17 protein-coding genes are annotated in these 22,641 nt (G+C 67.9%); 5 read left to right on the forward strand and 12 right to left on the reverse strand.

Going from position 1 to position 22,641, the window contains the following annotated elements; all coding sequences use genetic code 11:
- Nucleotides 1–50: 50 nt before the first annotated feature.
- Complete coding sequence (locus CQ034_RS07755) at nt 51–1,349, reverse strand: ABC transporter substrate-binding protein (RefSeq protein WP_105710574.1); 1,299 nt, start codon at nt 1,347–1,349, stop codon at nt 51–53.
- A 116-nt stretch (nt 1,350–1,465) separates the two neighbouring features.
- Between CQ034_RS07755 and CQ034_RS07760 the strand changes: the two genes are divergently transcribed.
- Entirely contained in the window at nt 1,466–2,497 is a 1,032-nt protein-coding gene (locus CQ034_RS07760; protein ID WP_105710575.1) for a LacI family DNA-binding transcriptional regulator, read from the forward strand.
- Between the two features lie 34 nt (nt 2,498–2,531).
- Here the strand turns inward: CQ034_RS07760 and CQ034_RS07765 are convergent, their stop codons facing one another.
- From CQ034_RS07765 to CQ034_RS07795, 7 genes are all read right to left on the reverse strand, one after another.
- Nucleotides 2,532–3,035 carry a hypothetical protein gene (locus CQ034_RS07765; protein ID WP_105710576.1) on the reverse strand — a complete coding sequence of 168 codons (504 nt, stop codon included), beginning with the start codon at nt 3,033–3,035 and terminating at the stop codon, nt 2,532–2,534.
- A 110-nt stretch (nt 3,036–3,145) separates the two neighbouring features.
- Nucleotides 3,146–7,264 (reverse strand): PQQ-dependent sugar dehydrogenase, encoded by a 4,119-nt coding sequence (locus CQ034_RS07770; RefSeq protein ID WP_258134127.1) that lies wholly within the window; start codon nt 7,262–7,264, stop codon nt 3,146–3,148.
- Between the two features lie 264 nt (nt 7,265–7,528).
- On the reverse strand, nt 7,529–8,281 hold the full coding sequence (locus CQ034_RS07775) for an ABC transporter ATP-binding protein (protein ID WP_029262176.1): 753 nt from the start codon (nt 8,279–8,281) through the stop codon (nt 7,529–7,531).
- Nucleotides 8,271–9,032 carry an ABC transporter ATP-binding protein gene (locus CQ034_RS07780; protein WP_029262175.1) on the reverse strand — a complete coding sequence of 254 codons (762 nt, stop codon included), beginning with the start codon at nt 9,030–9,032 and terminating at the stop codon, nt 8,271–8,273. Before CQ034_RS07780 ends, CQ034_RS07775 begins: the two co-directional genes overlap by 11 nt.
- Entirely contained in the window at nt 9,029–10,120 is a 1,092-nt protein-coding gene (locus CQ034_RS07785) for a branched-chain amino acid ABC transporter permease (RefSeq protein WP_258134128.1), read from the reverse strand. Before CQ034_RS07785 ends, CQ034_RS07780 begins: the two co-directional genes overlap by 4 nt.
- 28 nt (nt 10,121–10,148) lie before the next feature.
- Nucleotides 10,149–11,033: a branched-chain amino acid ABC transporter permease gene (locus CQ034_RS07790; protein WP_029262173.1), complete on the reverse strand. Its 885-nt coding sequence runs from the start codon at nt 11,031–11,033 to the stop codon at nt 10,149–10,151.
- 10 nt (nt 11,034–11,043) lie between these two features.
- Entirely contained in the window at nt 11,044–12,279 is a 1,236-nt protein-coding gene (locus tag CQ034_RS07795) for an amino acid ABC transporter substrate-binding protein (RefSeq protein WP_197021047.1), read from the reverse strand.
- A gap of 128 nt (nt 12,280–12,407) precedes the next feature.
- Here CQ034_RS07795 and CQ034_RS07800 point away from each other — a divergent pair, with 128 nt between their 5' ends.
- On the forward strand, nt 12,408–13,421 hold the full coding sequence (locus CQ034_RS07800; RefSeq protein WP_029262171.1) for a LacI family DNA-binding transcriptional regulator: 1,014 nt from the start codon (nt 12,408–12,410) through the stop codon (nt 13,419–13,421).
- 84 nt (nt 13,422–13,505) lie between these two features.
- Here CQ034_RS07800 and CQ034_RS07805 read toward each other — a convergent pair whose 3' ends face one another.
- From CQ034_RS07805 to CQ034_RS07820, 4 genes are all read right to left on the reverse strand, one after another.
- A complete protein-coding gene (locus CQ034_RS07805; protein WP_105710578.1) occupies nt 13,506–15,869 on the reverse strand; it encodes an arylsulfatase in 2,364 nt (787 codons plus the stop codon).
- Nucleotides 15,870–15,998: 129 nt separating this feature from the next.
- Nucleotides 15,999–17,498: an arylsulfatase gene (locus CQ034_RS07810; RefSeq protein WP_105710579.1), complete on the reverse strand. Its 1,500-nt coding sequence runs from the start codon at nt 17,496–17,498 to the stop codon at nt 15,999–16,001.
- An 86-nt stretch (nt 17,499–17,584) separates the two neighbouring features.
- Entirely contained in the window at nt 17,585–18,478 is an 894-nt protein-coding gene (locus CQ034_RS07815) for a formylglycine-generating enzyme family protein (RefSeq protein WP_105710580.1), read from the reverse strand.
- A gap of 84 nt (nt 18,479–18,562) precedes the next feature.
- Nucleotides 18,563–19,735 carry an ROK family protein gene (locus CQ034_RS07820; protein WP_105710581.1) on the reverse strand — a complete coding sequence of 391 codons (1,173 nt, stop codon included), beginning with the start codon at nt 19,733–19,735 and terminating at the stop codon, nt 18,563–18,565.
- A gap of 108 nt (nt 19,736–19,843) precedes the next feature.
- Between CQ034_RS07820 and xylA the strand changes: the two genes are divergently transcribed.
- Genes xylA through CQ034_RS07835 form a run of 3 tightly spaced genes read left to right on the forward strand, consistent with a single transcriptional unit; the run spans nt 19,844 to nt 22,641 of the window.
- A complete protein-coding gene (gene xylA / locus CQ034_RS07825; RefSeq protein WP_105710582.1) occupies nt 19,844–21,031 on the forward strand; it encodes a xylose isomerase in 1,188 nt (395 codons plus the stop codon).
- 8 nt (nt 21,032–21,039) lie between these two features.
- Nucleotides 21,040–22,323, forward strand: coding sequence for a xylulokinase (gene xylB, locus CQ034_RS07830; RefSeq protein ID WP_105710583.1), 1,284 nt, complete (start codon nt 21,040–21,042; stop codon nt 22,321–22,323).
- Nucleotides 22,324–22,335: 12 nt separating this feature from the next.
- Complete coding sequence (locus CQ034_RS07835) at nt 22,336–22,641, forward strand: NIPSNAP family protein (RefSeq protein ID WP_105710584.1); 306 nt, start codon at nt 22,336–22,338, stop codon at nt 22,639–22,641.

Raw genomic sequence — 22,641 nt, forward strand, 5'->3', positions numbered from 1 at the left:
GAAGGATGAGGGGGCGGCGCGCGGGGACGCCGCCCCCTCTCGTTTTCTCGCTAGTCGAGGTCCGCCTGGATCATCGACATGAACTCCTCGGCGGAGACACTGCCGGTGATCAGCGGTGCCGCATTGCGCTGGCTCGTCGTCGTGGCCTCCGCAGAGAACAGCGCCTCGAACCAGAGGACGGTCGTCTCGGTGTCGGCGACCTGCTCCTGGATGAGCTGCGTGAGCGGCGGCACATCGGTGACCTCGGTGTTGAGCGCGAAGCCGGACACGCGGTTCTCCTGCTCGAGCGCCACGGAGCCGTAGTTCTCGGTGATGCAGGACAGCCACGCCTCGGTGTCGTCGTTCACGGCCTTGGCGTTCATCGTGATGGGCAGGCCCACGTTGGCGGCGAGCTGCGAACGGTCGCCCGCGCCGCCCTCGACGCCCGGGAACGGCATGAAGCCGACGTTCTCGGCGCCGATCTGGTTCACCTCGGGGTCGTTGGCCTGGCTCAGGAACCACGAGCCCATGTAGAACATCGCGGCGGAGCCGTTGAGGAACTGGTTCTCGCTGGTGGCCATGTCGATGGAGCCGACGCCCTTGCCGAAGTAGCCCTCTGCGCCGAGGTCGGCGATCGCCTGCGCGGCGGCCACGTACTCGGGGTCGGTGAGCTTCGCCTCGCCGTCGGCGACCTTCTGCAGTGCGTCCGGACCGAGGTCGCGGAAGAGGTAGCCGGAGATGAGGCGGGTGATCGGCCAGCCCTGCTCACCACTCGCGGAGAACGGCTGGATGCCGGCGGCCTCGAGCTTCGCGGCTGCGGCAGTGAGCTCGTCGAAGGTCTGCGGCTCGTCGATGCCCTGCTCAGCGAAGATCGCCTTGTTGTACCAGATGCCCTCGACGTTGTACTCGAAGGGCAGCACACGGAAGCCGCCGTAGAGGTTCTCGATGGTCGAGATCGCCGCGGGCTCGATGTTGTCGATCACGTCGAGGTCGGTGAGGATCTCTTCGAAGTCGGCGACGTTGCCCGAATCGGCGAGGGTCTTGGTCAGCGCAGGAGCGTTGCCCGCGCTGAAGAGCACCGGCAGGTCGCCCTGGCCGGCCTTGAGCTGCAGCTGCTGGTCGAGGTTCGACTGCGGCACCGTCTCGACGTCGAGCGGCAGGGTGTCGGCCTCGGCGGAGCACGCCTCACCGGCGAGGGTCTCCAGGATGGCGGGTACTTCGGTGTTCTCGACGTTCACGAACAGGGACAGAGAGTCCGTGCCCGCCGTCGATCCCCCGCCGCCACCGCACGCGGTGAGTGCGAGGGCCGATGCTCCGGCGATGGCGGTGATCGCACCGCGTCTCCAGAGCCGTGCTGTGGTCAGCTTCATGATTCCTCCTTGAAACGGGCGAGCCGCATTGATCACACACTTGAAGCGCTTCAGATAGTACGCTTGAAGCGCTCCAAGATGCAAATGGCAATTCGTGACGAACGGACGACGAACACATGAACACCTCCCCCGACGCGAGTCGGCCCCGCCCGGTGATGGCTGACGTCGCCCGGCACGCGGGCGTCGCCCTCGGCACGGTGTCGAACGTGCTGAACAATCCGCAGATCGTCGCTCAGGAGACGCGCGAGCGCGTGCTGAACGCCATCGACGAACTCGGGTTCGTGCGCAACAACGCGGCCCGCTCCCTCGTGACCGGACGAGCGGACACCGTCGGGTTCGTGGTCGTCGATGTCGGAAACTCGTTCTTCGTCGACATGGCGCGCGGCGTCGAGGAAGAGCTCGACGCGCACAACATCCGGCTCCTGCTCGCCAACAGCGACGTGAACCTCGCGAAGCAGGACTCCTACATCAGCGTGTTCGAGGAGGCGAAGGTGGCCGGCATCCTCCTCGCCCCTCTCGACGCCCCCCTCGATGCCGCTCGCGCCGCCCGCCACCGCGGCATGCCCGTCGTGCACGTGAACTGGCCGGGAGATGACGACTCGTGCGGCGTGGTCGTCGACGAGGAGCTCGGCGGTTACCTCGCGACCAGGCACCTGCTCGACCAGGGTCTGCGACGCCTGGCCTTCGCCGGAGGGCCGTTCTCACTCTCCGCGATCGCCCAGCGTCACATCGGAGCGCAGCGGGCGGTGGCGGAGGTCGCCGATGCCCATCTCGAGACGATCGAGACGCACAGCATCACCGTGCGCGGCGGCTATGCGCTCGGCGAGATGCTCAGCTCGCGCCCCGTCGGCGAGCGCCCCGAAGGGCTCTTCGCCGCCGCCGACGCCCTCGCCGCGGGAGCGATCCAGACCATGCAGCTGGCTGGCATGCATGTCCCCTCGGACATCGCGGTGGTCGGCTACGACAACAACCATTTCGCGCAGGACAGCTCGATCCCGATCACCAGCGTCGGCCAGCCGGGACACGAGATGGGGCGCACCGCCGCCCAGGTGCTCTACGAGGAGATCTCCGACCCCGCCGACCACACGCACCGCACGATCACGATGACGCCCACGCTCTTCGCCCGCGCGAGCTCGGCCGTCGTCTGACGCCGGCGGGAGCACTGCGCACCGGACGCACGGATCAGCTCGTGAACGTCCCGGTGTACTGCAGGTTCCCCCGGAACTCCACGGCGACCGTGTCCGGGGCGACCGAGATCGTGTACGGACTCCCCGGCGGGAACGGACCCGTGATCTCCACGTTGCCGATGTCGCCCGACTCCGCTCCGGCGGCCAGCTCGTTCCGGTTCATCAAGGTGACGACGTTGCGCTCTCGGAAGGCGGTCCAGTTGGGCGAGGTGTTCAGCAGCGTGTCTTCGATGCCGTCGATCTCCGGCAGGAAGATGGTGATCCGGAGAGAATTGATCGGATAAGCGATCGTCGACGTCGCGCCGTTGTAGTTCGTGCCCGACAGATAGATCCCGGCGTTCTCATAGGCGTTGCCGATGAGGAAGAGCGTCCCGCCGTCTTGCTCCGATGCGGCGGCGAGCGGCGTCGCAGCCGCGACGGCGACGAGCGGGACTCCCCACGCGGCGCCGCGGAGAACGCCCCGTCGACTCACGCCCTGCGGTTCAGCGGATTCGTGCATGTTTCCCCCCCCCCGGAACGAACGATCACTTTCGAGTTTATGTGGCCGACACGCAGCGCGGCCTCGGGAACGATGATCCGCCCCCGAGGCCGCGCCGTCCGAGATCGCGACTACCCGCCGGCGCCGGTCAGCGTGAACGGCACGGTCGTGGCATTGCCCGCCACGTCGTACACGACCAGCGTGTTCGCCCCGACCTTGGCGCCGAACGCTCCCGGCTTCACGAAGTTGAGGTCGGACCAGACGTTGTCGGTCAGATCCTTCGCCACTCCGTTGACCGTCAGCCGATCGACCTTGCCGCCGTCGTTGAGCTTGTACGACACCAGGCTGTAGGAGCCGTTGGCGCCCACGGTGTACTGGCCACCCTCCTTGACCGTCACGGCGGGAGCCGTGACGTCGAGCGTGAACTTCAGGGTGGTGGCGTTGCCCGCCACGTCGTACACGACCAGCGTGTTCGCCCCGGCCACGGCGCCGAACACTCCCGGCTTCACGTGGTTCAGGTCGGACCAGACGTTGTCGGTCAGATCCTTCTCGACGCCGTTGAGGGTCAGCCGATCGATCTTCCCCTCGTCGTGGAGCTTGAACGACACCCTGCTGTAGATGCCGTCACGGCCGACCGTGAACTCCGCGCCGCTCTTGACGGTCGCCGCGGGAGCCGTGGTGTCCGTCGCCGCCGCCGTGACCGAGAGGTCGCGGAGACGCCCGAAGTTGTCGAACGAGCCGAAGCCCACCCGACCCTCGGGGAACGTCTTGTCGTTCGCGGTCATCAGCGGGGCGTCGAGTCCGTCGACGTAGACGGCGATGTCGCCGCTGTCCACGCAGCGGACCACGCGCACGTCGTGCCACTCCTCGTCGGTGACCGCCGGCGGAGCACCGACCGCGCCGTCCCACTGGTCGTCGATCCGCTCACGGTCGGCCTTGTTCACCTTGAAGATGCCGTTGTGCGGGTAGATCGAGTTGTCCTGCGAGAGGTGCGCGTAGTAGTACTCCGTGTCCGACTTCCAGCCGAAGACGATGATCACGTCGCGGTTGTTCACGGAGGCCTTCTCGTCGAGCCGCACCTGGCCGGTGAGGTCGAACGATCCGAGCTCCGGCCCTTCGGTGAGGACGGCGTACTCGAACGGTCGGCGGATGCCGTCGTTCGGGTTCGTCCCCGCCTCGGTGAGCACGACCTCGTCGCCGGGGAAGTCCCACTTGGCCGGGGTCCGCGGTGCCCAGTCGCCCTCCGCCATCACGTCGGTGATGACCTCGCCGTCGGGCGTGCAGGTGGGCGGCGTCGGCGGTTCGACCGGGGGCACGGCGTACAGCGCGTACTGTGCGGCGACCTGTTCGGCCGTCGGCACGGTGTCGAGCAGCATGATGTCGTCCATCCGCCCGTTGAACGGGTTGGCTTCGCGCGTGTTCTGCGGGAAGCTGCCGCCGATCTTGATGCCGGCCGGTGCGGTGTCGGACGTGGATCCCTCACCCCACGGGTTGGCCGCGGTGTACTTCCCCGCCAGCTCCTCGCCGTTCATGAACAGCTTCATCTCGCCCGCCGCGAAGTCGAAGGTCGCCGCGAGATGCACCCACAGCCCCTTCTTGAGGATCTCGTTCCACGGCAGGTCGGCCGCGAACGTCCAGGAGCCGGCACCGTCGACACGACGCCCGAGCGCCACGAGCTTGAGCTCGCCGTCGACCGTGATGACCTCGAGCAGCGCCCGCACCGCGTGTCCGTCGGAGGTGCCGGTGAGCACGCCCGCGAGACCGATCGCGTTGTACACGTCGTCCGGGTTCGCGGTGCCCGAGTTCAGTGCCGGGTGATCGCCGGTCGGCTTGAACCAGCCCATGACGGAGGCCTTGTCCGTACCGGCGAACGCGTCCAGCGACTCGACCCCGTTCGCGTTGTAGATGCCCGCCTTCCAGTCGTCGTTCGACGCGGTCCGCGGACTCATCTGCTGGGTCTGCAGCGCCTCGCCCGCACCGGGGTAGGCCCGGTCGGCGACCCGCATCTCGACCCCGCCGTTGATCAGCGAGATGTCGGTGCCGGAACGACCTTGGTCGACCTCGATCGTCGGCTTCGCCGCATCCGGGTGATCGAAGTCATGGTGCGTGACGAGGTTCGGTGCGAGCGCCGGGAGGACGAACGGGTTGGTCGGCTCATCGACCGAACGCGCCCCCGTGACCTTCCAGATCTTGCCGTTCGCCTTGGAGACGAGGTAGAGCTCGCCGTCGGCGTCGGAGCCGAACCGCAGGTCGACGCGCTTGTCGCCGACCAGCTCCTGGAACGTGGTCTCCTCGCCGTCGGCGAAGACCCGCAGCTCCTCGATCGTGGCGAGGTCGTCGATGTCGCCGTCGTTGCGCACCATCTCCTCGGCATCGGTGGACAGCACCCAACCGCGCACCAGATCGGTGAAGAGGTAGCGGCCCTGGAGTTCGGGGATGTCGCCGCGGTAGACGAATCCGCCGTTCACGGCCACTCCCGCATCGCCGGTCTGACCGGGGTCGCGGTTGTGGTCGTAGGCGGCCACCGGGTAGGTGAAGCCGTTCTCGGCATCGTCTTTCGGCAGCGGGAAGATCTGCCGGTTCTCGGCCAGGAACGACCCCTCTCGCACCGACCAGCCGAAGTTGTCTCCGGGTTCGACGGCGTAGACCGACTCGACCTGCCACTCGCCGATGTGCGCGAGGTACATGGTGTGGTCGCCCTCGGTGTCCCAGCTGATGCGGTGCGGGTCGCGCATGCCGACGGCGTAGATCTCCGGCAGCGCATCCGCGTCATCGACGAACGGGTTGTCGGCCGGAACGCCGTACTCGCCGTTCTCGCTGTCGTCGCCTGTCGGGTTCACGCGCAGGATCTTGCCCTGGGGTGTGGCCAGGTCCTGCGGGTTGCCGTTGCCGACACCGTTGCCGCCGTCGCCGACGAGGATGTAGAGGTTGCCGTAGTCGGCGTCGCCCTCCGACACCGTCGGGTTGAACGCGATCTGCTGCACGGTGTGCACGCGGCCCGCGAACGGGATGCGCATGACCTCGCGGTGCGTGCCGGCGAAGGTCGCCGCCGAGGGGTCATCGGCCTTCCACTCGGTGATCACACTGTGGAACGCGGTGGTGCCGAAGGCCGGGAAGTCCGGAGTGTCTTCGGTCAGCGCCGTGCCTCCCTCGGTGTGCACGGTGTAGAACAGCCCGTTCTCGGCGAAGTCCGGGTGGAACTCGGCCGATCCGAGACCCGTGCCGAGCCCCGCGCTGTTGTGGAAGTTGTCGATGAACTCGTTCCGGACGTTGAGGTACGGGACGTACTCGCCCGACTCCTTGTCGACCAGATAGAGGATGTCGTTGTTGTCGGGGACCATCAGCCGGCCGGAGTCGTCCGGCACCTCGTCGAGGTGCGTGATGCGGTTGTGGCGCACCAGACGCTGGTCCTGCGTGGCCGGGGTCGTCTGCGACTTCGGCAGCTGAGCGAGCTCGGTCACCTCGATGCCGAGGTCGGCCAGCGCGGGGTCGGGGAGCGGATTGAGCAACGGCTCGTTCGCCGTGCCGCCCGGTGCGCAGTCGCCGGGGTTGCCGGTGGCGATCGCGAGGTTCTCCCCCGTGTTGTCGACGGCGACGTCGTCGAGCAGTAGACGTCCGGTGCTGGTGGCGCCGTTCTTCCAGAAGAACCGGTCGAGCGCGCCGTTCACCGCCTGACGGAAGCCGAACTGCTGTTCGGTGCCCTCCGGGAGACGGGTCTGATCCTCGTACGCGCCGCCCTGGCTGTACACGGTGACCTTGTCGGTCGCGTTGTCGGCGACGATCCACACGCACTGCCAGGCGTCCTTCGACCACACGCCCGCGGGCTTGAAGGCGCCGCCGTCGCGCACGCGCAGCACGTCGTCGTTCTGGTTGTTCACGTAGGCGCGGCTGTTCACGTAGTCGTTCGGCGCATCCACATCGGTGAGGCCGAACGAGGTGTCGACGCTGCCGGTGCGCAGGAAGCGGAAGAACAGCGTGCCGGTGTCACCCTCGGCGATGGCCGGGATCGCGCGATACGACTGCTGCCCGCCACCCACGGACTCGACGACCTGGTTGTTGCCGTTGAGCGGGTCGGCGATCACACGCGGAGCCGCAGACGACGTCCATCCGTCCTGCCCGTTCAGCGCGACGCGCTCATACGCCTCGAAGTCGACCAGCTCGGTGAAGGTTTCCGCCGCGGCAGCGGGGGTCGCGGTGAGCAGGGCTCCGACGACGGCCGCCGCGGCGACCAGCGCACCCGTTCGCCGCACCCCGAAGGATCGAGGAGGAGGTGCTGCCGATCGAGTGCTCGAGCTCGCGGGTCGCATGGATCGTTCGTGCATCAGAAACCTCTCAACGTCGTCGTCGTGTGGTGTCGTGCCGATGGGTCGTGCCGCCTTCTCCGGGGCGGCACTGCAGCGGAGAAGGTGTGGAACGGTACTGCGGGTCGGGGGCGGAACCGCTTTCGCAAGCGCTTTCGTCCGATGGACGAGAAAGGCGGGAGGAGGCAGTCGCTGCCTCCTCCCGCCGGAGGTTCATCCCGCGTCGGGGACGGTGGGCTTGCCGCCGAGATACAGCGCGGCGAGGGTCGGATCCGCGAGGAGCTCGGATGCCGGGCCCGAGATGTGCACCCGACCGAGGTCGAGCACACACCCGATGTCCGCAGTCTCGAGCGCCCGCCGCGCGTTCTGCTCTACGAGCAGCACGGCGGTGCCGGCATCGCGCATCCGCACGATCTGCTCGAACACCTTCTCGGTCGTCTTGGGGTCGAGGCCCATCGACGGCTCATCGAGGAGGACGACCTTGGGGCTGACCATCAGCGACCGCGCGAACTCGACCTGCTTCTGCTGACCGCCCGAGAGCAGGCCGGCGAGCTGCTTCCACCGCTCCCCCACGATGGGGAACAGGTTCTGCACGAAATCGACGCGCTCCTGGATGACCTTCTGATCCTTGAGGGTGAAGGCGCCGAGCATCACGTTCTCGCCGACCGTCATCTCCCGGAACACACTGTGCCCCTGCAGCACGTGCGCGAGCCCGTGGCGCAGCATCGATTGCGGTCCCTCGCCGGTGATGTCGCGACCGTCGACGCGGATGCTCCCCGAGCGGGGCTTGAGCATGCCGGATGCCACCTTGAGCACGGTCGACTTGCCGGCGCCGTTGGGCCCGACGAGACAGACGACCGATCCCGGCGGCACCTCGACGGTGAGCCCACGGAGCACGAGCGCCGCCCGGCCGTAGCCGGCCTCGATGTCGCGCAGCTCGAGCAGGTTCTTCGCTTCAGACTCCAAGGTAGGCCTCCAGGACTCGCGGGTCTTGCTGGATGATCTCCGGTGTTCCCTCGGCGATCTGGCGCCCGCGGTCGAACACCACGACGTGGTCGCACAGGCTCATGACCATCTCCATGTTGTGCTCGACGATGATGAACGTCTTGCCCTCTTCGTTGAGCTCGCGCACGAGGGTGGCGATGCGTCCGATGAGGGCGGGGTTCACCCCACCGGCCGGCTCGTCGAGCATGATCGTGTCGGGCTCGCCCATGAGCACGCCCGCCAGCTCCAGCAGCTTCTGCTGGCCGTAGCTGAGGTTGCGTGCTTCGGCGTGCTCGAGGTGGTCGATGCCGACGCGCCGCAGCCAGCCGCGCGCCCGCTCCAACTCCTCCGGATCGTGCGCGGAGCGCAGCTGCTGGCGGATGCTGGTGCTGCGCACCGCCACGAGCAGGTTCTCCATCACGGTCATGCGAGGGAAGACCCGGCACAGCTGGAAGCTGCGGCCGATGCCGGCACGGGCGATGCGGTCGGGCGACTTGCGGGTGATCGCCTGCCCCCGGTACCGCACCTCGCCCGAGTCGGGCTTGATCATGCCGGTCACGCAGTTGAAGAAGGTGGTCTTACCCGAGCCGTTCGGCCCGATCAGACCGTTGACCTTGCCCTCCTGGAAGGTGACCGTCGCACCGTCGACGGCGGTGACGCCGCCGAAGGACTTGGTCATCTCGATCGTGCTCAGGCTCTCCAGCGTCGTGGGCTGTGCCGTGGGGGCGTTCATGACGACGTCTCCTTCGTCGAGGCATCCGCTGTTCGGGCCGACGCATCCGCCGCCCGCTTCTCGTTCTGCTCGAGCAGCTGGCCGGCGGTCAACTCGCGGATCGATGCCGCGTTCGACGACCGCGTGAACAGTCCCTTCACGGCGGGGATGATGCCGTCGGGCATGAAGAGCACGACGATGCCGAGCAGGATGCCGGTGGCGATGAGGTGGAACTGCGTGTCGCCGAACTCGAGCTTGAAATACTCGAGCGCGAGACCGACGACGACGGCGCCGAGCAGCGGACCGAAGAGGTTGCGCACCCCGCCGAGCAGCGCCATCAGCACCATGTACGAGCCGATGAGGATCGAGAACTGGAAGATGGGATCCAGGTCTCCGAACCACAGCGCGTAGAGTCCGCCGCCCAGCGACACGAAGAGTGCCGACAGCACGTAGGCGATCAGCTTGTACCGCGTGGTGGGCACGCCGAGGGCCTGCGCTTTGTCTTCATCCTCGCGGACCGACTTGAGCGCGGTGCCGAACTTGGACCGGTCGATGATCCACCAGACCACCAGTGCGAAGGCCAGGAGGCCGGCGAACAGGTAGTAGAAGATGCGGTGGTGCTCGGGCCGCAGCACGTCGAACGGACGCGGGACGTTGAGTCCCTCGGAGCCGCCGGTGACCTCGCGCCAGCTCTGGAACACCAGCAGCATGATCAGCACGAAGGCGATCGACACGATCACGAACGAGGCTCCGCGCACCCGGAGGGCGGCGATGCCGATCGGGATCGCGATGATCGAGACGAGCACGGCCGCGAGGATCCAGGCGACGAAGCCGGGCAGCGCCAGGTACTTGATGAGGAGGCCGGTGCCGTAGGCGCCGAGCCCGAAGTAGGCGGCGTGTCCGAGGGAGATGTAGCCCGTGAACCCGCCCATGAAGTTCCACCCCGTCGACAGCACGGCGTAGTTGAGGATGACGACGCCCGCCGACAGGATGTACGGGTTCGGGGCGATGGTCGGGAAGGAGAGGACGAGGGCTGCGCCCACGACGAGGAGGACGATCCGCACCCACTTCGACGACGAGCGCCGCACGGGGGCGGGAGGAGCGATCACAACCGTCTCGGTGGGGATCGGCTCTCTGCTAGAAACGCTGGGCAAGACGACCTCCGAAGAATCCTTGCGGACGGAACATGAGCGTGGCGAACAGGGCGACGTAGAACACCGTCTGTGCCCAGGTCGGCCCCAGCGGGAGCTGGAGCAGGCTCTGTGCGACGCCGAGGACGAGAGCCGCGATGGCGGCACCCGGGATGCTGCCGAGTCCGCCGACGACGATGATCGCCATGAGCGGTCCGATCCAGTGCCAGTGAAGCGACGGGTAGATCGTGGCGTCGAGCGAGAGCGCGGTGCCGCCGATCGCCGCCGTGGCGAGCCCGAGTCCGAACCCGTAGCCGGCGACCCGGTCGGTGTTGATGCCGACCAGTCGCGCGGCCTCGGGGTGCTGGATCGTCGCCCGCAGCGCCTGCCCGAACTTCGTGTACTTCAGCAGCACGAACAGGAGCGCGAGGGCCACCGCCGCCAGCCCGAAGGCGATGAGCTTGACCACCGGCACCTGCGCGCCGAAGAAGTCGAGGCTCGCACTCGCATACGGCAGGGGGATGCGGCGCTGGGTCCCGGTGAAGAAGAACCCGAGCGCCCCCTCGATGATCAGTGCCACGGCGAACGTGAGCAGCACCGACATCATGGTCAAGGTCAGCGGCTTGAGCCTCGAGACGAGCAGTCGCTGCATCACGACACCCGTCAGGAAGAACAGGGGCACCGTGACGACGAGCGACACGAGGGGGTCGATGCCGGTCTCCCGGTTGAACCACCACGCGAGGTACGCGGCCAGGATGAGGAAGGCGGAGTGCGCGATCATGACGACGCGCATGATTCCGAAGTACAGCGTGAGCCCGGCCGCCAGGAGGGCGTAGAGCCCTCCCAGCAGGATGCCGAGGATCAGGCTTTGCAGCAGCAGTGCTCCACTCACGATGCGCGGATCACCACGTCGGCTTCGGGAAGAGGAAGTCGGCTTCCTTGACGTCGTCCGGGAGGACGATCAGGATCTCGCCGTCGATCCACTGCTGGATGAGGTGCGCGCCGGTGGGCTTGCCCGTCTCGTCCCAGCTGAGCTCGCCGACGACGGTGTCGACGGAGTTGTCGCGCAGCCAGTCGATGAGCTCCTGCTGGCACTCGCCCTGCTCGGCGCAGCCCGCGGCCTCGACCGCAGCGGCGACGACCTGACCGGTCGTGTAGGCGTTGGCCTCGTCCTCGGACGGCGGGTTGCCGTGCATCTCGGTGTACTTCTCGACGAACTCGATGTTGCTGGGGAACTGCGACTTCGGCGAGTAGCCGGTGGGAGCGAGGATGCCCTCGGTCGCGCCGCCGATCGCAGCGGCGAATTCCGGGTTGGTCGGCGCGGTCGAGAATGCCGCGAGCTCGGGCTGATAGTTCAGCTGCTGCAGCGCGATGATCAGGTTGACGGCATCCTGATACTGCGTGCCGCCGATCACCATGTCGGCATCCGACTGCGCGATCTTGGCCGCGATGGTGGAGAAGTCGGTCGTGTTCGGCGGGTAGACCTCGTTCACGACGACCTCGACCCCGCCCTCTTCGAGCTTGTCCCTGAGGCCGTAGGCGGTGCCCTGCGCGAAGGGGTCGTCCATCGCGGCGACGGCGACCGTCTCGGGCCGCTCCTCCTCGGGAAGCGCGAGCAGGTAGTCCGCGAGGTTGTTGTAGTGGTCGTTCGCGATCGCGGGGGCCGCGTAGAAGAGGTTGTCGAAGCCCTGCTCGAAGACCTCCTCCGCCGCGCCGGCCGGCTCGACGAAGAGCATGCCGTATTCCTGGGCGACGCGCGCCGAGGGAACGACGAGTCGGGTCGAGAACGGGCCGAACACGAGGTCGACGCCGTCCTGCGCGATCAGCGACTCGTAGTCCGAGACCACGCGGTCGGCGTTGGACTGGTCGTCGAGGATCTTCAGCTCGACCTGGCGTCCGAGGAGGCCGCCGTTCTCGTTGACGATGTCGCGCCAGGCCTCATAGCCCCGCTCGACACCCTTGCCGGGTTCGGAGAAGTCGCCGGTGAGCGGCAGCGAGATGCCGATGACGATCGGATCGTCGGATCCACCCCCCTCCGCCTGATCGCCGGGGGCCGAGCAGGCCGAAACCGTGAGCGCGGCGATCGACAGCGTTCCGATCGCTGCCGCGATCCGTCGACCGTGTCTGGGTGCAGTCATCCGAGTCTCCTACGTCATCGTAGCGAAAGCGCTTTCGTAAGCGCTTCCGCCACTATAGTGGGACCGAAGAACGAAGAGCAACCTACCTCGCAATCAGCGTTGATCTTGCTCCACAAGGGGGAGGTTTCGTGAAGCGTGAAGGCGCGCCACGACTCATCGATGTGGCCGAAACCGCAGGGGTCTCCCTGGCGAGCGCGTCGCGGGCGATGACCGGAGGCTCCGGCATCTCTCCCGAAGTGGCGGCGCACGTGCGCGTCATCGCGAAGCAGCTCGGTTACGAACCCAACATGCATGCGCGAGGTCTCGCCGGCGGGCTCGTGCCGACGATCGGCCTCGTGGTGCACGAGATCGGCGACCCCTACTTCTCCGACATCGCCAGCGGCGTGATCCGCAGTGCGACGCTCGAGAACCGATCCGTGCAGATCGCCCAGGCCGACCGCACCCCCGACAGCGAGCTCGCGCAGGTGAAGTCCCTGCTGCGCCAGCGCGTCGGCTCGATCATCATCGCCGGTTCCGGGTACGCCGATCCCGGACGCGAGCAGGGCATGACCGAGGCGCTGCTCGACTTCACGCTGTCCGGAGGCCGTGCCGCGGTCATCGGCCGCCACCACCTTCCGGTCGACGCGGTACTGCCCGACAACCACCGGGCGGGCATCTCGGTCGGACGCCACCTCGCCGAGCTGGGGCACCGCCGGATCGGCGTCGTCGCCGGCCCGCTCGACCTCAACACGGTCGCCGACCGCATCGCCGGGCTGCGAGAGGGGACGAGCGACCCGGACCTGGAGCTCGTCATCGTCTCGCACGAGTTCACCCGCGAGGGCGGCATCGCGGGGGCCCGCGAGCTGCTCGACCGCGACGTCACCGCCATCGTGGGCCTCAACGACGCGATGGCCATCGGCATCCTCAGCGAACTGCGACAGCACGGCATCCGTGTGCCGGAGGAGATGTCGGTCGTCGGCTTCGACGACATCTCCGTCGCGCCGGATGTCGCGCCCGCCCTCACCACCGCGCGCATCCCGATGTTCGAGATGGGGCAGCACGCCGTCTCGCTCATCCTCCGCCCGGCGAGCGATGAGGCACGGACCATCGAGACCGCGCACGAGCTCATCATCCGTCAGTCGTCCGGCCCGCCGCGCGGCTAAGCAACCGAGAGGGATGCGAAGCTCCACAGGACGGCAGAACGCCCCGCCCTCCTGCGTGGAGGGCGGGGCGTTCGTCGCGTACTCCTACTGCCGCATCATCGCCTGGGTGACGTGGTGCTGCGCGTGATGGTCGTCGTGGTCGGGGTGCAGATCCGGCTGCGAATCGAAATCGACGCGAATGATCTTCCCGGTGAACTCGGCAATGGGACCGTAGTCCTCCGAGACGGGTGACCCCTTGTCCCATCCGATGTCGAACGTCTCGTCCATGGAGTATCCGACCGTGCACGTTCGCGGGATCTCGCCGTCGGCGACCGCGGCTCCGTCGACGGTGATCCGTCCGACGCCCCCGGCACCGAGCGGTTCCGGCCCCGTCTTCTCGAAGACGTAGTCGATGGTGTGACGCCCGGGGCTGAGCTTCTCGGTCCCGCGGATGTAGGTCAGCTCCGGCCCGGGGAAGTTGTAGCAGAACGTCGGGACGCCGTCGTTCAAGTACAGGCTCCATCCGGACGAGTCGCCGCCCATCGCCGCGATAGGACCGGTCGCACCGCCGTCGGGAACCTCGATGACGGCGCTCATCGACCAGGACCGGCTGAGCGTCGGCGGGGCCTCGAACGGCTGGATGCGCACGGCACCCTCGTACCAGGTCGTCTTCGGGTTGACGGCGTACAGCGCCTCCCGATCGAGCGCGCGCGCCTGGAACCGGTCATCGAGAGGCAGCACCTGGTACTTGCCCGCTTCTGCCCACCACAGCGACACGAGATCGATGCACTTGCGCACATCGGGATCGTCGAGATTGCTCGCGTCTTTGCCTTCCATGAGGTTGTGGGCCTCGGCCGGATCCTCGGCGACGTGGTACAGCTCCCACTTGTCCTCATCAAACGACCATGCGGCGGCGTTCTCCCACGGTTTGCGTCCGTGATAAGTGACCACCTTCCAGCCATCGTGGTACAGGCCCCTGTTTCCGAGCATCTCGAAGTACTGGGTCACGTGCGTCGACGGGGCGTCGGGTTCGGCCTCGAAGGTGTACTGCATCGACTCGCCCTCGATCTCCGCCTGCTGCACGGAGTTGACGAAGCGCGGCGCTTCGACGCCGACCGCATCGAGGATGGTCGGCACGATGTCGGTGACGTGGTGATACTGATGGCGCAGCTCACCGGCGGCGCTGATCCCGGCCGGCCAGTGGACCACCATCGGGTTGCGCACACCGCCCCAGTGCGTGTACTGCTTGCACAGCTTGAACGGCGTGTTCCCCGCGAACGCCCACCCGACCGGATAGTGGTTGTACGACCCGGGCTGACCCAGCTGGTCGATGCGCTCCACGTTCCGCTCGACCGTCTCGGGCGGCTCTCCGGCGAAGATCGTCACGGACTGCTCGTTGAACAGACCGTTCAGGGTGCCTTCACCGGAAGAGCCGTTGTCGCCGACGAACACGAAGAGGAGGGTGTTCTCCAGCTGCTCGGTCTCTTCGAGGAAGTCGATCAATCGGCCGATCTGCTCGTCCGTGTGTTCCATGTAGCCGGCGTAGACCTCGGCCATGCGGGCGAAAAGACGCTTCTCGTCTGCCGAGAGGGTGTCCCACTCGGGCACGCCCTCGAGCATCGGCGACAGTTCCGCCGACTCCGGGACGATGCCCATCGCCTTCTGCCTTGCGAGTGTCTCCTCGCGGTAGGTGTCCCAGCCCGAATCGAACTTGCCCTTGTACCGGTCCGCCCATTCCGGCCAGATGTGGTGCGGCGCGTGCATCGCGCCGAAAGCCAGGTAGGTCAACCACGGCTTGTCCGGTGACAGCGACTTGTGCTGGGCGATCCAGCTCATCGCCCGCTCCGTCAGATCCTCGGAAAGGTGGTATCCCTCCTCCGGGAGCCGCGGCTGGTCGATCGCCTCCCTGTCGAGGAAGAGCTTCGGATACCACTGGTCGGAATCGCCGCCCAGGAAACCGTAGAACCGGTCGAACCCGAACACGGGGCCGGTCGGCCAGCGATCGTAGGGCCCGGAGATCCCGGTCTCCTCGGACGGCGTGTTGTGCCACTTGCCGATGCAGAAGCTCGTGTATCCGTGATCGTGGAGCATCGCCGCGATCCCGGCTTTGTTCTGCGGCTGGCGGGCGTTGTAGCCCGGGAACCCGCTCGCGAGTTCGGGGATGTTCGCCATTCCCACCGAGTGATGGTTGCGACCGGTGAGCAGACACGAGCGGGTCGGTGAGCACAGCGCCGTCGTGGTGAACGAGGTGTAGCGCAGGCCGCCGTCGGCGAGCCGAGAGATGTTCGGGGTGTGGATCAGACCACCGAAGGCATCGATCCATCCGAATCCGATGTCGTCGATGACGATGTACAGGACGTTCGGTGCGCCTTCCGGCGCTGTCGGCGGCATCGGAAATGCCGGTTCGGATTCCTCATACGTGCGACCGATACGGCCTGGGAACCGCTCGCCCTCGTGATATGTCTTCATCAGGTCCCTCATCGGTTCAGGTGAGAGCGGCGGTGAATCCGCCACCTCTCCAGAAACTATCGACCGTCGATGGCGACCGACAGGGGTTTTCATCTTGAGCGGGTGACCCGGAGGTCACCCGCTCAAGATTCAGGAGTTGCCGGCGGTGGTGTTCAGCTTCTTCATGACCTGATTGATCGTGAACGACGCCGACTCCTGCCGTGCCGGGAACTCGGCGAGCGACTGCAGCATGCGGGCCACGTACGCCTGGGCCGGCACGAACAGGAAGATGCGGTCGATCACCCAGTCCCAATACGTGTTCGACGTGATGTCGGCCCGCTCGAACGGATCGGTGCGCAGGTTGAACAGCTTCGGGAAACGCAGCTCGATGTACGGTTCCTGCCACACCAGCAGGGTTCCCACGGCGCGCTGCTCGAGGAACACGAGCTTCCAGTTCTCGAAACGCAGCGCCGTCAGGTCGCCGTCGTCCGAGACGTAGAAGAAGTGTCGACGCGGACTGTGCTCGACCGCACCCGTGATGTAGTCGAGCTGGTTGTGTCCGTCGAGGTGCACCTTGTACTCGGTCCCGTGCAATTCGGTCCCGGACTTCAACCGCTCGGCCACGTCGTCGTCACCGACGGCCGCGAGCAGCGTGACGAACCAGTCGTTGTGGCTCACAATGCCGTTGAGCGTCGTCCCCGCGGGGATGTGCCCGGGCCAGCGGACCATCGCGGGCACCCGGTAGGCACCCTCCCAGTTCGAGTTCTTCTCGTTGCGGAAGGGGGTCATGCCCGCATCCGGCCAGCTGTTCATGTGCGGACCGTTGTCGGTGGAGTACATGACGATGGTGTTCTCGGCCAACCCGAGCTCGTCGAGCAGGTCGAGCAGACTACCCACGACATCGTCGTGATCGAGCATCGTGTCGTGGTAGTTCGACTGCCAGCGCCCCGCTCGCCCCTTGCTCTCTTCCTTGGTGTGCGTGCGGAAGTGCATGTGCGTCGAGTTGAACCAGACGAAGAACGGGGTGTCGTCGGCGGCCTGCGTGCGGATGAAGTCGGCGGCCGCGTCGCGGAACTCCTCGTCGACCGTCTCCATGCGCTTCTTCGTCAGCGGACCGGTGTCTTCGATGCGCTGCGTGCCGTCACCGTTCGCCCAGGAGTGCAGCACCCCGCGCGGCCGGAACTTCTCACTGAACCCGGGGTACTCCTCGTCGGTCGGGTAGTCCGGGTGCTCCGGCTCCTCTTCGGCGTTGAGGTGATAGAGGTTGCCGAAGAACTCGTCGAAACCGTGGGCGGTCGGCAGGTGCTCGTCACGGTCGCCGAGGTGGTTCTTGCCGAACTGCCCGGTGGCGTAGCCGTGATGCTTGAGCGCGTCGGCGATGGTCGGGTCCTCGGGCTGGAGGCCCAGCGGGGCCCCGGGCATCCCCACCTTCGTCAGGCCGGTGCGGTAGGGGTTCTGGCCGGTGATGAAGGCGGCCCGCCCCGCGGTGCAGCTCTGCTCGCCGTAGTAGTCGGTGAACTTCACACCCTCGTGGGCGATGCGATCGATGTTCGGGGTCCGATAGCCCATCAGGCCGTCGGAGTACGTGCTGAGGTTGCTGATGCCGATGTCATCGCCCCAGATGATGAGGATGTTGGGCTTCTCAGCCATGAGTGACTCCTAGCTTCGACCGGTGAGACGGGCGGGTGCCCTCGGTCGTAGCCAAGCACTCCCCCGGGCGTCGGCCCAGGGGTGGGTCACTCGGAGCGGGTGAGGCGGAATCCGATGTGCGACATGCCGGTGTCCTCGGCCTGCGGCGAGCGCGCGGCGGGCCGGAAGCGCAGGCAGTAGTCCGGCGAGCAGAGGTGCGACCCGCCCTTGAGCACGCGGCGCGGGATGTCGGGGAAGCCCTCTTGCGCACTGGCGGCAGCGAGCAGGTTCGTGCGCTTGCCGGCATCGACAGGGGCGTCCGAGAGACGGAGGTGACGCGGGGTGTAGAAGTCGGTCGTCCACTCCCAGACGTTGGCGATCATGTCATAGAGGCCGTAGCCGTTGGGCGGGTACGAGCCGACGGGCGCCGTGCCGCCGACGCCCTGATTGTCGTAGGGGAAGCGGCCGAGCCAGGAGTTCGCCTGCGCGACCCCGTCGGGGTACGCCTCGTCACCCCAGGCGAAGGCCGCGCCCTCCAGTCCCCCGCGCGCGGCGTATTCGTGTTCGGCCTCGGTGGGCAGTCGCATCCCCACCCAGTCGGCGAAGGCCACGGCATCCTCGAACGCGATGTGGACGACCGGATGCTGCAGCCGGTCGTCGATCGACGAGTCAGGGCCGAACGGCTTGCGCCAGAAGGCCCCGGGCTGCCAGCGCCACCAGTTGCGCCAGTCACCCAGATTCGTCGGACCGGCGGTCGGGGTGAACACCATCGCTCCCGGGACGAGATCGGCGGGATCGGCACCGGCGAAGGCCGCAGGATCGAGCGGACGTTCGGCGACCGTGACGTACCCGGTCGCGTCGACGAACTCGGCGTACTGCGCGTTCGTCACCTGGTAGCGGTCGATGAAGAACGACTCGACCTCGCGCTCGTGCGCCGGCCGTTCGTCCGGATAGAAGTCGTCCGACCCCATCAGGAACGTGCCGCCGGGGATGTGGACCATGTCGCGCGAGTTCGTCACGAGACTCAGCGTAGTGTTCGGCCGCGGCGGGAGGACCGGGAGTATTCCGGCCGGCGGATCCGGCGCTCAGCGGGTCGCGTCGAAGGCCCTGGTGCTCCCCCACAGCGGGCGGAACGCCAACTCTGCCGCACCGACGAGCAGCCGGTCGGAGCCGAGTTCGGCGGCACGGATCGCGACCGCGTCGGCACTCTCGGGCATCGCCAGCCGCGAGACCTCGTCGACCAGCAGGTCGTGGGCCCCTTCATCCACCAGTGCCAGGAAGCCGCCGAGGATCACGAGAGCCGGGTTGAGCACGTTGACCGCGTTCGCCAGCGCGCTTCCGAGGATCTTCGCCTGCCGGACGAGTTCCGCCTGCACCTCGGGCGCCTCCGTGGCGGCGAGAGCTGCGGCGAGGGCTTCGTCGTCGGCGTCGTCGAGCCCGAGGAGGTCGAGCAGGTGCCGGCGATTCACCTCGTCTTCGAGCACGCCGTCGTCGGTGCGACGGTCGGCACCGTCGATGCCGGGCCGGTTGTGCCCGAACTCGCCCGCGTAGCCGCTCGCCCCGGTGGCGGCCAGACCGTGGATCACGAGCCCCCCACCGATGCCGGAGGCGCCGCCGTTGAGGTAGACGAGTTCGTCGATACCGCGGCCGGCGCCGAAGAGGTGTTCGGCCAGCGCGCCGAGGGTCGCGTCGTTGTCCACCGCGGTGCGGATGCCGGTCGCCTCGTGGATCAGGGCGGCCAGCGGCTCGTCGGTCCAGCCGAGGTGCGGGGCGTTGCGCACCACGCCGTCGGCCGAGCGCACGAGCCCCGGCACGGCGACGCCGATACCGATCACGGCGCAGTCGGCGAGAGCATCCGTCCGCCAGCTCTCGATGCGCTCGGCGACGAGAGCGGCGACATCGGCCGTGGTCGGCTGACCGGTGTTGACGATGCGCTCGCGGACGCGGATGCTGCGGTCGAGGGCGACGGCGGCGATCTCGACCGCGTCGACCTCGGGGTGCACGCTGATCGCGACGACGTCAGCCGAAGGTGCGACCACCGGAGAGGGGCGACCGGCTCGCGCCGAGGATTCCGGCGGCCGCTCGTCGACGAGTCCGGCGGCGACGAGCTCCGCCACCAGCGCGGCGATGGTCGAGCGGTTGAGGCCCGTGGCCTCGGTCAGGGCCGAGCGGGAACGGGGGCCGTCGTGGTGGACGATCGAGAGGATCCACGCCAGGTTCGCTTCGCGGGAGCGCGGGGCAGCGGATTCAGGGGGCACGTTCCCACTTTAGGGGTGCGGATGCCACCTGTCATCGGTTATGTTGTGAAGCACAACTTATTGCGTCCGTGCATCCCGCGCGCCCGCAGCATTCGCAGAGGAGCGATCATGCCCAACCCCACCCGCGACGACAAGTTCTCGTTCGGACTCTGGACCGTCGGCTACAACGGCACCGACCCGTTCGGCGGCCCGACCCGTCCGGCCCTCGACGTCGTGCACGCGGTCGAGAAGCTCGCCGAGCTCGGCGCCTACGGCCTCACCTTCCACGACGACGACCTGTTCGCCTTCGGATCCACGGATGCCGAGCGCCAGACCCAGATCGACCGTCTCAAGGGCGCACTCGCCGACACCGGCCTGATCGTTCCGATGGTCACCACCAACCTCTTCAGCGCCCCGGTCTTCAAGGACGGCGGCTTCACCTCGAACGACCGCCAGGTGCGCCGGTTCGCGCTGCGCAAGGTGTTCCGCCAGCTCGACCTCGGTGCCGAGCTCGGCGCCAAGACCTTCGTCATGTGGGGCGGCCGTGAGGGCGCGGAGTACGACTCCGCGAAGGACGTGCGCGCGGCACTGGAGCGCTACCGCGAGGCTGTGAACCTGCTCGGCGACTACGTGACCGACAAGGGCTACGACATCCGCTTCGCGATCGAGCCGAAGCCCAACGAGCCCCGCGGCGACATCCTGCTGCCGACGCTCGGCCACGCGATCGCGTTCATCGACTCGCTCGAGCGCCCCGAGCTCGTGGGCGTGAACCCCGAGGTCGGTCACGAGCAGATGGCCGGACTCAACTTCACGGCCGGCGTCGCCCAGGCGCTGTTCCACGGCAAGCTCTTCCACATCGACCTCAACGGTCAGCGCGGCATCAAGTACGACCAGGACCTCGTGTTCGGCCACGGCGACCTGCACAATGCGTTCTCGCTCGTCGACCTGCTCGAGAACGGCGGCCCTGGCGGTGTCCCCGCCTACGACGGCCCGCGTCACTTCGACTACAAGCCCTCGCGCACCGAGGACGAGGCGGGCGTCTGGGCTTCCGCCGCGGCCAACATGCGCACGTACCTGCTGCTGAAGGAGCGCGCCGCGGCCTTCCGCGCCGACCCCGAGGTGCAGGAGGCACTGGCCGCCGCGAGGGTCGCCGAGCTCTCGACCCCGACGCTCAACGAGGGCGAGTCGTACGACGACTTCCTCGCCGACCGCTCCGCCTACGAGGACTTCGACGCGAACGCGTACCTCGGCGGCAAGGGCTTCGGCTTCGTGCGCCTGCAGCAGCTCGCCACCGAGCACCTGCTCGGCGCCCGCTGAGTCCGGCGATGGCACTCGTCCTCGGGGTCGACTCCTCGACCCAGTCCTGCAAGGTCGTCGTCGTCGACTCCGAGACGGGTGCCGTCGTCCGCTCCGGCCGCGCTCCGCATCCCGATGGCACGTCGGTCGATCCCGAGGCGTGGTGGGTCGCGTTGCAGGCGGCCATCGCGGATGCCGGCGGCCTCGACGACGTCGCAGCCTGGGCGATCGGCGGGCAACAGCACGGCCTGGTCGCCCTCGATACGCAGGGACGCGTCATCCGCGACGCCCTGCTGTGGAACGACACCCGTTCCGCGCAGGCGGCGGAAGACCTGATCGGCGAGTTCGGGGCCGCAGCCCTGGCTGATCGCACCGGGCTCGTGCCGGTCGCCTCGTTCACTATCACGAAGCTGCGCTGGCTGCGCGACCACGAGCCCGAGAACGCGGCTCGTGTCGCCGCCGTCGCTCTGCCGCACGACTGGCTCACGTGGCGGCTGCGCGGGTTCGGTCCTGAGCGGCCCGACCTCGACGAACTCGTGACCGACCGGTCGGATGCCTCGGGCACCGGCTACTGGAACCCGGCGACCGGCGAGTACGACCGCGAGCTGCTCGTCGCCGCCCTCGGCCACGACGTGATCCTGCCGCGAGTGCTCGGACCGCGCGAGTCCGTGACGGACGCTGCGTCGCGTCGCGTCGCCCCCGGTGCGGGAGACAACGCCGCCGTCGCGCTGGGCCTGGGAGCCCGGACGGGCGATGTCGTCGTCTCGATCGGCACCTCGGGCACGATCTTCGCCGTGACCGACCGCCCGGTGGCGGAGCCCACCGGCATCGTCGCGGGGTTCGCTAATGCCGACGGCGGGTACCTGCCGCTGGTCTGCACGCTCAACGCCGCGCGGGTGCTCGACGTGATCGCCCGCCTCCTCGGGGTGGACCACGACGGGCTGAGCACGCTCGCCTTGACCGCCGAACCCGGCGCCGGCGGACTCGAACTCGTCCCGTACTTCGAGGGCGAGCGCTCCCCCAACCTGCCCGATGCCACCGCGAGCCTGAACGCCATGACGCTCGCCTCCACCACCCGCGAGAACCTCGCCAGGGCCGCCGTCGAGGGCATGCTCGGAGGGCTCCGCTTCGGGCTCGACGCGCTGCGGGAACTCGGCATCCCCCTGGAGCGGGTGCTGCTCGTGGGCGGGGGCGCCCAGTCGCAGGCCGTCCGCGAGATCGCCCCGCTGGTGTTCGAGCTGCCGGTCGAGGTGCCGGAGGCCGCGGAGTATGTCGCCGTCGGCATGGCGCGTCAGGCGGCCTCGGTGCTCTGACAGGATCGGGGCATGATCACCGTTCACCTGCGCTACGAGATCGACCCCGACAAGCTCGACGACTTCACCGAGTACGGTCGCACCTGGATCCGGCTCGTGGCCAAGCACGGCGGCACGCACCACGGCTACTTCCTGCCGAGCGAGGGCGACAGCGACGAGGCGTTCGCGCTGTTCACGTTCCCCTCCCTCGCCGAGTACGAGGTCTACCGGACCGCGTCGAAGACCGATCCGGAGTGCGTCGAGGCGTTCGCCCTCGCGCGCCGGACGCAGTGCATCCGCCGCTACGAGCGTCGCTTCCTGAGCCCCGTCTTCGAGTGA

The sequence above is a fragment of the Microbacterium sp. MYb45 genome, assembly GCF_002979655.1.
In the GTDB taxonomy this organism is placed as follows: Bacteria; Actinomycetota; Actinomycetes; order Actinomycetales; family Microbacteriaceae; genus Microbacterium.

Excerpts from the sequence above, each read along its gene's own strand:
- xylA (WP_105710582.1), top strand. The coding sequence starts at position 19,844 with ATGCCCAACCCCACCCGCGACGACAAGTTCTCGTTCGGACTCTGGACC.
- CQ034_RS07795 (WP_197021047.1), bottom strand. The coding sequence starts at position 12,279 with ATGACTGCACCCAGACACGGTCGACGGATCGCGGCAGCGATCGGAACG.
- CQ034_RS07755 (WP_105710574.1), bottom strand. The coding sequence starts at position 1,349 with ATGAAGCTGACCACAGCACGGCTCTGGAGACGCGGTGCGATCACCGCC.
- xylB (WP_105710583.1), top strand. The coding sequence starts at position 21,040 with ATGGCACTCGTCCTCGGGGTCGACTCCTCGACCCAGTCCTGCAAGGTC.
- CQ034_RS07760 (WP_105710575.1), top strand. The coding sequence starts at position 1,466 with ATGAACACCTCCCCCGACGCGAGTCGGCCCCGCCCGGTGATGGCTGAC.
- CQ034_RS07815 (WP_105710580.1), bottom strand. The coding sequence starts at position 18,478 with ATGGTCCACATCCCCGGCGGCACGTTCCTGATGGGGTCGGACGACTTC.
- CQ034_RS07835 (WP_105710584.1), top strand. The coding sequence starts at position 22,336 with ATGATCACCGTTCACCTGCGCTACGAGATCGACCCCGACAAGCTCGAC.
- CQ034_RS07805 (WP_105710578.1), bottom strand. The coding sequence starts at position 15,869 with ATGAAGACATATCACGAGGGCGAGCGGTTCCCAGGCCGTATCGGTCGC.
- CQ034_RS07765 (WP_105710576.1), bottom strand. The coding sequence starts at position 3,035 with ATGCACGAATCCGCTGAACCGCAGGGCGTGAGTCGACGGGGCGTTCTC.
- CQ034_RS07780 (WP_029262175.1), bottom strand. The coding sequence starts at position 9,032 with ATGAACGCCCCCACGGCACAGCCCACGACGCTGGAGAGCCTGAGCACG.
- CQ034_RS07810 (WP_105710579.1), bottom strand. The coding sequence starts at position 17,498 with ATGGCTGAGAAGCCCAACATCCTCATCATCTGGGGCGATGACATCGGC.